Source organism: Pseudomonas sp. MF6776, from assembly GCF_016613125.1.
Classification (GTDB): domain Bacteria; phylum Pseudomonadota; class Gammaproteobacteria; order Pseudomonadales; family Pseudomonadaceae; genus Aquipseudomonas; species Aquipseudomonas iridis.
In genome coordinates, this window is the sequence record NZ_JAENSQ010000006.1 from 305776 (window position 1) to 317617 (window position 11842).

Consider the following 11842-nt stretch of genomic DNA (forward strand, 5'->3'; position numbering starts at 1 on the left):
CTGCCCCGCTCTCGATTCGCGTCACGTGTTATTCGGTTTCCAGATCGATATCGATGCCGAGGGAACGAATTTCCTTGATCAACACGTTGAAGGACTCGGGCATGCCCGGCTCCATACGGTGATCGCCATCCACGATGTTTTTGTACATCTTGGTACGGCCGTTCACATCGTCCGACTTCACTGTGAGCATTTCTTGCAGAGTGTAAGCGGCACCGTAAGCTTCCAGTGCCCAGACCTCCATCTCCCCGAAACGCTGACCACCGAACTGTGCCTTACCACCCAGCGGCTGCTGGGTAACCAGGCTGTACGAACCGGTAGAACGAGCGTGCATCTTGTCGTCTACCAAGTGGTTCAGCTTCAGCATGTACATGTAGCCAACGGTAACTGGACGCTCGAACTTGTTGCCGGTACGGCCGTCAGTCAGCTGCATCTGGCCGCTTTCCGGCAGGTCTGCCAGTTTCAGCATGGCCTTGATTTCGCTTTCCTTGGCGCCGTCGAACACTGGGGTGGCCATTGGAACACCGCCACGCAGGTTCTTCGCCAGATCCAGGATTTCCTGATCGGAGAAGCTGTCCAGATCTTCGTTACGACCGCCGATCTGGTTGTAGATCTCATCCAGGAAAGTACGCAGTTCTGCGACTTTACGCTGCTCTTCGATCATACGGTTGATCTTCTCGCCCAGACCTTTGGCCGCGAGGCCCAGGTGGGTTTCGAGGATCTGACCAACGTTCATACGCGAAGGTACACCCAGTGGGTTGAGGACGACGTCGACCGGGGTGCCATTGGCATCGTGCGGCATGTCTTCAACCGGCATGATCACGGAGACCACACCTTTGTTACCGTGACGACCGGCCATCTTGTCGCCCGGCTGGATGCGACGACGGATTGCCAGGTAAACCTTGACGATTTTCAGCACGCCTGGAGCCAGGTCATCGCCCTGCTGCAGTTTGCGCTTCTTGTCTTCAAACTTGTCGTCCAGCAGACGGCGACGATCAACGATGTAGGCCTGAGCCTTCTCGAGCTGCTCGTTCAGAGCATCTTCAGCCATGCGCAGTTTGAACCACTGACCATGCTCAAGACCGTCGAGAACTTCGTCGGTGATGTCCTGGCCTTTCTTCAGACCTGCGCCGCCTTCAGCCTTGTGGCCTACCAGAGCGGAACGCAGACGTTCGAAAGTCGCGCCTTCAACGATACGGAACTCTTCGTTCAGATCCTTGCGGATCTCGTCCAGCTGGGTCTTCTCGATCGACAGAGCACGAGCATCACGCTCAACGCCGTCACGGGTGAAGACCTGTACGTCGATGACAGTACCTTTGGTACCGGTAGGTACACGCAGGGAGGTGTCTTTAACGTCGCTGGCTTTTTCACCGAAGATTGCACGCAGCAGTTTTTCTTCCGGAGTCAGTTGGGTCTCGCCTTTCGGAGTGACCTTACCTACCAGAATGTCGCCTGCGCCAACTTCAGCACCTACGTAAACGATACCGGCTTCGTCCAGTTTGTTCAGTGCAGCTTCACCCACGTTAGGGATGTCCGCAGTGATTTCTTCTGGCCCAAGCTTGGTGTCACGCGCCACACAGGTCAGTTCCTGAATGTGGATCGTGGTGAAGCGATCTTCTTGAACAACTCGTTCCGACAGGCAGATGGAGTCTTCGAAGTTGTAACCGTTCCAGGCCATGAACGCGATGCGCATGTTCTGACCCAGTGCCAGCTCACCCATATCGGTGGACGGACCATCAGCCATGATGTCGCTACGCTGAACCCGATCACCTTTACGCACCAGCGGACGCTGGTTGATGCAGGTGTTCTGGTTGGAGCGGGTGTACTTGGTCAGGTTGTAGATGTCGACACCAGCCTCGCCGGTTTCAACTTCGTCATCAGCAACACGAACCACAATACGGCTGGCATCAACGGAGTCGATCACGCCGCCACGGCGAGCCACGACGCAAACGCCGGAGTCACGAGCTACGTTACGCTCCATGCCGGTACCTACCAGCGGCTTGTCAGCGCGCAGAGTTGGTACAGCCTGACGCTGCATGTTCGAACCCATCAACGCACGGTTGGCGTCATCGTGCTCGAGGAACGGGATCAACGACGCTGCAACCGAAACTACCTGCTTCGGCGAAACGTCCATCAAGGTGACTTCTTCAGGCGCCTTGACGGTGAATTCGTTCAAGTGACGAACAGCTACCAGCTCGTCGATCAGCATTTTCTTGTCGTTCATCGCGGCCGAAGCCTGAGCGATCACGTGATCAGCTTCTTCGATGGCGGACAGGAACACGATCTCGTCGGTAACCAATGCGTCTTTCACCACGCGGTACGGGCTTTCCAGGAAGCCGTACTGGTTGGTGCGCGCATAGGCGGCCAAGGAGTTGATCAGACCAATGTTCGGACCTTCCGGCGTTTCGATCGGGCAAACACGACCGTAGTGCGTCGGGTGTACGTCACGAACCTCAAAGCCTGCGCGCTCACGAGTCAGACCGCCAGGGCCGAGTGCAGACACACGACGCTTGTGGGTGATCTCGGACAGCGGGTTGTTCTGGTCCATGAACTGAGACAGCTGGCTGGAACCGAAGAACTCTTTCACCGCCGCAGCCACTGGCTTGGCGTTGATCAGGTCTTGCGGCATCAGGCCTTCGCTTTCAGCCATCGACAGACGCTCTTTGACCGCACGCTCAACACGTACCAGGCCAACGCGGAACTGGTTCTCGGCCATCTCGCCTACGCAGCGAACACGACGGTTACCCAGGTGGTCGATGTCATCGACGATGCCTTTACCGTTACGGATGTCGACCAGAGTCTTCAGTACCGCGACGATGTCTTCCTTGCACAACACGCCCGAACCTTCGATTTCGGTACGACCGATACGACGGTTGAACTTCATCCGGCCGACCGCAGACAGGTCATAACGCTCTGGACTGAAGAACAGGTTGTTGAACAGGGTTTCGGCTGCGTCTTTGGTTGGCGGCTCGCCTGGACGCATCATGCGATAGATCTCGACCAGCGCTTCCAATTGGTTGCTGGTGGAGTCGATCTTCAGCGTGTCAGAAACGAACGGACCGCAGTCGATGTCGTTGGTGTACAGGGTCTCGATGCGAACAACCTGAGCCTTGGCGATTTTGCCGAGGATCTCAACGTTCAGTTCGGTGTTGCACTCAGCCAGGATTTCACCGGTGGCTGGATGCACGATAACCTTGGCGGTGGTGCGACCGAGGACGTAGTCCAGAGGCACTTCCAGCGTCTTGATACCGGCTTTTTCGATCTGGTTGATGTGGCGCGCAGTAATACGACGGCCGGCTTCAACGATGACCTTGCCTTTTTCATCCTGGATATCCAGAACGGCAATTTCACCACGCAGACGCGATGCAATCAGTTCCAGGCTGAGGGTTTCGCCGCTCAGGTGGAATACGTTGGTGGTGTAGAACGCGTCCAGTACTTCTTCGGTGGTATAACCGAGCGCGCGCAGCAGTACCGATGCCGGCAGCTTGCGACGACGGTCGATACGCACGAATACGCAGTCTTTCGGGTCGAACTCGAAGTCCAACCACGAACCGCGGTAAGGAATGATACGCGCGGAGTACAGCAGTTTGCCGGAGCTATGCGTCTTGCCGCGGTCGTGGTCGAAGAACACGCCCGGGGAACGGTGCAGCTGGGAAACGATTACACGCTCGGTACCGTTGATTACGAAGGTACCGTTCTCAGTCATCAGGGGAATTTCACCCATGTAGACTTCTTGCTCTTTGATGTCCTTGATCGCTTTGTTCGACGATTCTTTGTCGAAAATGATCAGGCGCACTTTTACCCGCAAAGGTACGGCGAAAGTTACACCGCGCAATACGCATTCTTTGACATCAAATGCCGGTTCGCCCAGGCGATAACCGACGTACTCCAGCGCAGCATTGCCAGAGTAGCTGATGATCGGGAAAACGGATTTGAAGGCCGCATGCAGGCCCACGTCGCGGAACTGATCTTTAGTCGCTCCCGCTTGCAAGAATTCACGATACGAATCCAGCTGGATGGCCAGGAGGTAAGGCACATCCATGACGTCCGGCAACTTGCTAAAGTCCTTGCGGATACGTTTTTTCTCAGTATATGAGTAAGCCATCAGCGTTCCCCAGCTTGGTCACCTGCTTGTTTGGCCCCTCCCGACGGGAGCAGCCAGAAAATCGTGCAAACCCCATGGTTTGCTCCACCACATCGGGTGGTTACAGCTCGTTATCAGCACCGACCCAGTCGGCTGCCAATAACGGAAAAAGGCCGGTGGCAAGAGCCACCAGCCATCAGCCTGTCGCTTGACGCTCGGGCTGGAGGAGCAAAGTCGATGCTTATTTCAGCTCGACTTTAGCGCCTGCTTCTTCCAGCTTCTTCTTGGCGTCTTCAGCAGCTTCTTTCGAAACGCCTTCCAGAACAACCTGAGGAGCGCCGTCTACTTTCTCTTTGGCTTCTTTCAGGCCAAGACCGGTCAGTTCGCGAACTGCTTTAATGGCGTTTACTTTCTTCTCGCCAGCTTCCAGCAGAACAACGTTGAACTCGGTTTGCTCTTCAACAACAGCGGCAGCAGCAGCTGGACCAGCAGAAGCAGCGGCAGCGGATACGCCGAACTTCTCTTCCATTGCCTTGATCAGCTCAACGATTTCCAGAACCGATTTTTCGCCGATTGCGTCGATGATTTGTTCGTTAGTCAGAGACATGACTTATTTCCTGAATTGGGGGACAGCCTGTAGGCCATCGAAATAAACAAAAATACGCGAGAGTTGAAACGCTGAGCCTTAAGCTGCAGCTGCTTCTTTCTGGTCGCGAAGTGCCGCCAGAGTACGAGCCAATTTGCTGGTAGCGCCTTGAATCACGCTCATCAGCTGAGAAATTGCTTCGTCACGGGTCGGCAGGCTTGCCAGCACGTCGATCTGATTAGCTGCGAGGAACTTGCCCTCGAACGCAGCTGCCTTGATCTCGAACTTATCCTGACCTTTGGCAAATTCCTTGAACAAACGGGCAGCAGCGCCAGGATGTTCGTTGGAGAATGCAATCAAGGTCGGGCCGGTGAACACGTCGTTGAGAACACTGTATTCAGTGTCAGCAACAGCGCGCTTGAGCAAGGTGTTACGTACAACACGTACGTAAACGCCAGCTTCACGAGCCTCTTTACGGAGTCCGGTCATTGCGCCTACTGTTACGCCACGTGCATCAACCACGACAGCGGACAGAGCGACTTTGGCAGCCTCGTTGACTTCAGCGACGATGGCCTTCTTGTCTTCGAGATTAATTGCCACGGGTTTAACTCCTGCTTGTTACCGTTTCATTCGATCGAAACCGAATGTCGTTTTGGTGTCTGATTCGGTAAGGAACCGGGAGCACCATCTGCGTAGGCTTATGGTTTAAGACTTGCGTCGCCTACGGTCTTGGATAGCCCCCGCCAGGCAGGGACCCCAATCTTTCAACTGGCGCGAATAACCGCGCCAACTTTCGTCTTACGCGTCCAGCGAGCTCTGATCAATGATCAGACCTGGGCCCATAGTGGTGCTCAGGGTAACGCGCTTGACGTAGATACCTTTCGAAGAAGCTGGCTTGATACGCTTCAGATCAGCGATCAGGGCTTCAACGTTTTCCTTCAGCTTGACGGCGTCGAAGCCCATCTTGCCAACGGAAGTGTGAATGATGCCGTTTTTGTCAGTGCGATAACGAACCTGACCAGCTTTTGCGTTCTTAACCGCAGTAGCTACGTCTGGAGTTACAGTACCAACCTTAGGGTTAGGCATCAGACCACGTGGACCAAGGATCTGACCCAACTGACCTACAACGCGCATGGCATCCGGGGATGCGATCACTACGTCATAGTTCAGGTCGCCGCCTTTCATTTCGGCAGCCAGGTCATCCATACCTACACGGTCAGCGCCGGCAGCCAGAGCGGCCTCAGCAGCAGGACCCTGGGTGAACACAGCAACGCGAACGGTCTTGCCAGTGCCGTGTGGCAGCACAGTAGCGCTACGAACAACCTGGTCAGATTTACGCGGGTCTACACCCAGGTTTACAGCAACGTCGAACGACTCGCTGAACTTGACAGTCGACAGCTCAGCCAGCAGAGCAGCGGCGTCTACAATATTGTAGGCCTTGCCTGCTTCGATTTTGCCGGCGATAGCCTTTTGACGCTTGGTCAGCTTAGCCATTACACACCCTCCACGTTAAGGCCCATGCTACGAGCAGAACCGGCGATAGTACGCACGGCTGCATCCATATCAGCTGCAGTCAGATCCGCGTTTTTGGTTTTCGCGATTTCTTCCAGCTGAGCACGGGTAACAGTGCCAACCTTAACGGTGTTCGGACGAGCGGAACCGCTAGTCAGACCGGCCGCCTTCTTCAGCAAAACCGAAGCAGGGGTGGATTTTGTTTCGAAAGTGAAGCTACGGTCGCTGTAGACAGTGATGATCACTGGAGTCGGCAGACCTGCTTCAATACCCTGAGTACGGGCGTTGAAGGCCTTGCAGAACTCCATGATGTTCACGCCGTGCTGACCCAGAGCAGGACCAACAGGTGGGCTTGGGTTAGCCTGAGCGGCCTTCACTTGCAGCTTGATGTAAGCGGTAATTTTCTTGGCCATGAGGCACTCCAATTACGGGTTCAAACGCCTCGAAAGGCTCCCCGGTTACTTGCGCGTATATCCCAGTGACGACAAAACCCCACAGCCTAAGGCTGCGGGGTTGGGATGCTTGCTCAGCTAGACCTTTTCGACCTGACTGAACTCCAACTCTACCGGAGTAGAGCGACCGAAAATGAGCACCGCCACTTGGATCCGGCTCTTTTCGTAGTTAACTTCTTCAACAACACCATTGAAATCAGCAAATGGCCCGTCGTTGACTCGTACTGTTTCACCTGGCTCGAAGAGAGTCTTCGGCTTAGGCTTGTCGCTACCATCAGCAACACGACGCAGAATTGCTTCCGCCTCTTTATCAGTAATCGGCGCAGGCTTATCAGCAGTACCGCCGATGAAACCCATCACCCGAGGAGTATCCTTGACCAAGTGCCAAGTACCCTCGTTCATGTCCATCTGTACCAGCACATAGCCTGGAAAGAATTTACGCTCGCTTTTGCGCTTCTGGCCATTACGCATTTCAACCACTTCTTCAGTGGGAACCAGAATTTCGCCGAAGCCATCTTCCATGCCAGCCAGCTTTACTCGCTCAACGAGCGAGCGCATGACATGCTTCTCGTAACCCGAGTAAGCATGCACAACGTACCAACGCTTAGCCACGGGACACCCTTAGCCGACAATCAAGGAAACAAGCCAACCGAGCAGGGAATCAAGCCCCCACAACAGCAACGCCATAACCAGAACAACAGCCACCACAATTAGGGTGGTCTGCGTGGTTTCTTGGCGAGTTGGCCACACGACTTTACGAATCTCGGTACGAGCTTCCTTAACCAGTACAAAGAAAGACTTGCCCTTCGCAGTCTGCAGGCCTACAAAGGCAGCTACAGCAGCAATGACAAGCAAAGCCAGTACACGGTACAGGATCGGCGAAGCAGCGTAATACTGATTGCCAACAACGCCTACAACTACCAAAGCGACTACTACAAGCCACTTGAGCAGATCGAAGCGAGAGCTTTGTGCTTCAGCCTTAGGAGTCATCTATGAAGATCCTGTGAAAAGAAAGCCAGACACACCGAGTGAATCTGGCAGGTCAGGAGGGAATCGAACCCCCAACCTACGGTTTTGGAGACCGTCGCTCTGCCAATTGAGCTACTGACCTAAAACAAAATCAGGCCGACCATTATGCCGGCCCGAAAAATACATTACAACCGCTTATTCGATGATTTTAGCTACGACACCAGCACCGACGGTACGACCGCCTTCACGGATGGCGAAACGCAAACCGTCTTCCATTGCGATGGTCTTGATCAGGGTGACAACCATTTTGATGTTGTCGCCCGGCATTACCATTTCAACGCCTTCCGGCAGTTCGCAGTTACCGGTCACGTCAGTGGTCCGGAAGTAGAACTGTGGACGATAGCCTTTGAAGAACGGAGTGTGACGACCGCCTTCCTCTTTGCTCAGAACGTAAACTTCCGCTTCAAACTTGGTGTGCGGCTTAACCGAACCCGGCTTAACCAGAACCTGGCCACGCTCTACGTCGTCACGCTTGGTGCCGCGCAGCAACACGCCGCAGTTTTCGCCAGCACGACCTTCGTCGAGCAGCTTGCGGAACATTTCAACACCGGTGCAGGTGGTAACAGTAGTGTCACGCAGACCAACGATTTCCAGTGGATCCTGAACGCGAACGATACCGCGCTCGATACGACCGGTCACAACAGTACCGCGACCCGAGATCGAGAATACGTCTTCGATTGGCATCAGGAACGGCTTGTCGACTACGCGAACCGGATCCGGAATGTAAGTATCCAGAGTCTCAACCAGCTTACGAACGGCAGTGGTGCCCATTTCGTTGTCGTCTTTGCCTTCCAGAGCCATACGAGCCGAACCGATGATGATCGGAGTGTCGTCGCCTGGGAAGTCATAGGTGGACAGCAGGTCGCGAACTTCCATCTCAACCAGTTCCAGCAGCTCAGCGTCGTCTACCAGGTCAGCCTTGTTCAGGAAAACCACGATGTACGGAACGCCAACCTGGCGGGACAGCAGGATGTGCTCACGGGTTTGTGGCATCGGACCATCAGCGGCCGAGCAAACCAGGATTGCGCCGTCCATCTGGGCAGCACCGGTGATCATGTTCTTCACATAGTCAGCGTGACCTGGGCAGTCAACGTGAGCGTAGTGACGGATCAGCGAGTTATATTCAACGTGCGCGGTGTTAATGGTGATACCGCGAGCTTTTTCTTCCGGGGCGCTGTCGATCTTGTCGAAGTCAACGATTGCAGAACCGAAAACCTCGGAGCAAACGCGAGTCAGAGCAGCAGTCAGAGTGGTTTTACCGTGGTCAACGTGACCGATGGTCCCAACGTTGACGTGCGGTAGGGAACGATCAAACTTTTCCTTAGCCATCGATATCACCCCTATCAGAAGAATTAAGCAAACAACAAAAGCCATTAAAACAAAGGCAGATATTTTCATATCTGCCTTGTTATATGGAGCTCTTGAGCGGATTTGAACCGCTGACCTCACCCTTACCAAGGGTGTGCTCTACCAACTGAGCTACAAGAGCGAAACACTTTGCACAACCTGCAAACTTGGAGCGGGTAGCGGGAATCGAACCCGCATCATCAGCTTGGAAGGCTGAGGTTCTACCACTAAACTATACCCGCAGAGCTTGCAGCTCACGCTAAAATCTGGTGGAGGGAGAAGGATTCGAACCTTCGAAGTCGTAGACGTCAGATTTACAGTCTGATCCCTTTGGCCGCTCGGGAACCCCTCCTAATCAGGCCGGCATTCTATACTATGCCAAACCCTTGTCAAGCAATTTCTCATTTAAAAACCTGAGGTTAGCTGCTTTGACATCGCCCTACTTCGTCAACCTTTGAAAGGTCTTCACTGCGGAGCGGGCGCCATTCTATTCAAACTATTCAGCAGGTGCAACCCCCTCACACCGCATTATTTTATGTTTTAACTCATTGAATTCGTTGGAAAGGTTTTGCAACTGCGCATCCCCCAGCAAACGCTGGCTTTCAGGTGCAATACGCATCCAGAAACCCGCTGCAGGAGACCCCTCAAGCGATGGCTGAGCCTTGATATCCATTTGAGCCAAACGCTCGCCTAGCACCGCAACCATCTCCTGACGAGCAAAACCACCGAGATAAAGGCACTGACTTTCAGTTCGTTGCGGACCAGACTTCTCCTTGGAGGCCCTTCCACCTTCACTCAGCAGACGAATATCCTGCTGTGAACCCTTGTACAAACTCAGCGGCGTTACGTCCTTTGCCCGCAATGGCGCTTCCTGTTGATGCCAGACGTAATAGAAAACATTGAGAACAAGAAGCAGCAGGAACATCCAACGCATACATACCTCAAGACAAAGGACACGCCACAGCTAAACCGACGAATACAAGATCTGGAACAAACCTGGCCCCGGGCGCTACACCTGCAACCAGATCTGCGTCGCCACCTGTAATAAATACAGTGAAGCCCTCCCCCCAATAGGATCGCGCCATTTCCAACTGGGTAAGCACGAACCCCCTCAACATCAGTGAGCATCCGCGCTCTACAGCCTCAACAGTGCTTCGTCCCGGCGCCTGGCTTGTCAGCGCACGCTCAGCAGCGACATCGTCATAGCGAATTTTTCGAGTATGGGTACGCAACTGGTTGCGCATCAACGGCATACCAGGACAAATGAAACCACCAAGATGATCCCCATCTATTGCGATAAAGTCAGCTGTCACTGCCGTACCAAAATCCAGCACGAGGCATGGACCTTTAGCCAGACGGAAAGCACCCAGCATCGCCAACCAACGATCCAGACCTAGACGCTCGTAATCTTCGTAACCGTTTCTAACACCTGACATTTCACGAGCAGGTTTCGCACAGATAACTGAAACACCGAAGTCTCGCTCAAGCATCTCAATTAAGGCACTAGTCTCCGCAGCAGTACGAACACTCACCATGCGACAACTTCTTAGCGACAGCCCGCTCAGCTTGCACAAGCTTTCGCAAAGCGCCAGGTCCGAATCAACCACTCCCTCCGCGACCACCACAACCTCAGCACCACTTAGCACTCGCCACTTTATGAAGCTGTTTCCGCAGTCGAGCTCAAGAATCATCGCGTAACCTCAGACTGAGCTCGCCGCCACTGAAGACCTTTTCCACGCCATTCACCTTTAATCGCAGCGCACCCTGGTTATCAATTCCGAGCACTACTCCATCTATTTGACTGACACCAGCAATCAAGGACACCGATCGCTCTTGCCACAAATGATTTTCTTCCCATTCAGCCTGAAGAACCGAGAAACCATCTATTTGTTGACGCTGTATGTATGCCAGCAATTGCTCGCCCAACTCGGCCACTAGAATATTGCGATCACAGCTTTTACCGGTCTCAAGCCGCATGGACGTCCATTGCTGATCAACCTCTTCTGCAACCTGCATATTCACGTTAACGCCTATACCCAGAACCACGTGACAAACATCCGCCGGATCTCCAACCAGTTCTAACAGGATGCCGGCAATCTTCTTATTGCCAACCAGAACATCATTGGGCCACTTCAAACCAGCGCCAGTCACACCCAGCTTTCGTAGGGTTTGCAAGACTGCCAGCCCAACGACAAGGCTGAGCCCCTCAAGCTGGCGCATACCTCCATCAATCCGCAGAACAAGACTGAAATAAAGGTTTTCGGCAAACGGGCTAACCCACTTGCGCCCCCTGCGCCCCCGCCCGGAGGTCTGTCTCTCGGCAAGCACCAAAAATGGGGCCTCTTGCCCTAAGCCAATGGCGCGCAACGCCTCAGCATTAGTGGAGTCGGTAGTGTCCAGGACCGTGATTGGCCAGACTGCTTTCATTCCTGCCATTTTAAGAGGATCGAGCAACATCAGCGGAGCAGATAGCTGATAGCCACGCCCCCGAACTTTGTGGATGGATAGCCCAAGCTCAGCCTCGAGGTGCTGAAGCTGCTTCCATACCGCACTTCGACTAATTCCCAAGGCAGCGCCAAGGTCCTGACCAGAATGAAACCGTCCATCCTTCAGAAGATTCAACAACGTCAGCATGCAAGTCTCGCCTCACAATGAGGCCCGAATGATAGCTATGCCCCGGGCCGTTGCATAGAAATCAAGCAGGTACATTTCCTGCGGGCAAAACAAAACCCCAACTGCTTTCGCAATTGGGGTTTCGGAATTTAATCTTGACGATGACCTACTCTCACATGGGGAAACCCCACACTACCATCGGCGATGCATCGTTTCACTGCT

11 protein-coding genes and 4 tRNA genes are annotated in these 11842 nt (G+C 54.0%); all 15 read right to left on the reverse strand.

The window, feature by feature from the left end:
- Nucleotides 1-28 precede the first annotated feature (28 nt).
- Nucleotides 29-4102 carry a DNA-directed RNA polymerase subunit beta gene (gene rpoB, locus JJD74_RS10005; protein WP_042561346.1) on the reverse strand — a complete coding sequence of 1358 codons (4074 nt, stop codon included), beginning with the start codon at nt 4100-4102 and terminating at the stop codon, nt 29-31.
- 220 nt (nt 4103-4322) lie between these two features.
- A complete protein-coding gene (gene rplL / locus JJD74_RS10010; protein ID WP_042561347.1) occupies nt 4323-4688 on the reverse strand; it encodes a 50S ribosomal protein L7/L12 in 366 nt (121 codons plus the stop codon).
- 78 nt (nt 4689-4766) lie between these two features.
- Nucleotides 4767-5267: a 50S ribosomal protein L10 gene (gene rplJ, locus JJD74_RS10015; RefSeq protein WP_007916479.1), complete on the reverse strand. Its 501-nt coding sequence runs from the start codon at nt 5265-5267 to the stop codon at nt 4767-4769.
- A 198-nt stretch (nt 5268-5465) separates the two neighbouring features.
- Nucleotides 5466-6161 (reverse strand): 50S ribosomal protein L1, encoded by a 696-nt coding sequence (gene rplA, locus JJD74_RS10020; protein WP_042561348.1) that lies wholly within the window; start codon nt 6159-6161, stop codon nt 5466-5468.
- Nucleotides 6161-6592 carry a 50S ribosomal protein L11 gene (gene rplK / locus JJD74_RS10025; RefSeq protein ID WP_042561349.1) on the reverse strand — a complete coding sequence of 144 codons (432 nt, stop codon included), beginning with the start codon at nt 6590-6592 and terminating at the stop codon, nt 6161-6163. Before rplK ends, rplA begins: the two co-directional genes overlap by 1 nt.
- Before the next feature lie 117 nt (nt 6593-6709).
- Complete coding sequence (gene nusG / locus JJD74_RS10030; RefSeq protein WP_007916492.1) at nt 6710-7243, reverse strand: transcription termination/antitermination protein NusG; 534 nt, start codon at nt 7241-7243, stop codon at nt 6710-6712.
- Nucleotides 7244-7252: 9 nt separating this feature from the next.
- The gene (secE, locus tag JJD74_RS10035; RefSeq protein WP_042561350.1) at nt 7253-7621 is read right to left on the reverse strand and encodes a preprotein translocase subunit SecE; all 369 of its coding nucleotides are present in this window, start codon (nt 7619-7621) and stop codon (nt 7253-7255) included.
- A gap of 45 nt (nt 7622-7666) precedes the next feature.
- Nucleotides 7667-7742, reverse strand: a tRNA-Trp gene (locus tag JJD74_RS10040).
- A gap of 53 nt (nt 7743-7795) precedes the next feature.
- The gene (gene tuf, locus JJD74_RS10045) at nt 7796-8989 is read right to left on the reverse strand and encodes an elongation factor Tu (protein ID WP_042561351.1); all 1194 of its coding nucleotides are present in this window, start codon (nt 8987-8989) and stop codon (nt 7796-7798) included.
- A gap of 84 nt (nt 8990-9073) precedes the next feature.
- Nucleotides 9074-9149 (reverse strand) — tRNA-Thr (locus JJD74_RS10050).
- A gap of 26 nt (nt 9150-9175) precedes the next feature.
- Nucleotides 9176-9249 (reverse strand) — tRNA-Gly (locus tag JJD74_RS10055).
- Between the two features lie 25 nt (nt 9250-9274).
- Nucleotides 9275-9359 (reverse strand) — tRNA-Tyr (locus JJD74_RS10060).
- A 144-nt stretch (nt 9360-9503) separates the two neighbouring features.
- Entirely contained in the window at nt 9504-9941 is a 438-nt protein-coding gene (locus tag JJD74_RS10065; RefSeq protein WP_200613353.1) for a hypothetical protein, read from the reverse strand.
- A 7-nt stretch (nt 9942-9948) separates the two neighbouring features.
- A complete protein-coding gene (locus JJD74_RS10070) occupies nt 9949-10698 on the reverse strand; it encodes a pantothenate kinase (protein WP_200613357.1) in 750 nt (249 codons plus the stop codon).
- The gene (gene birA / locus JJD74_RS10075; RefSeq protein ID WP_115146449.1) at nt 10688-11641 is read right to left on the reverse strand and encodes a bifunctional biotin--[acetyl-CoA-carboxylase] ligase/biotin operon repressor BirA; all 954 of its coding nucleotides are present in this window, start codon (nt 11639-11641) and stop codon (nt 10688-10690) included. The genes JJD74_RS10070 and birA overlap by 11 nt, the downstream gene beginning before the upstream one ends.
- Nucleotides 11642-11842 lie beyond the last annotated feature (201 nt).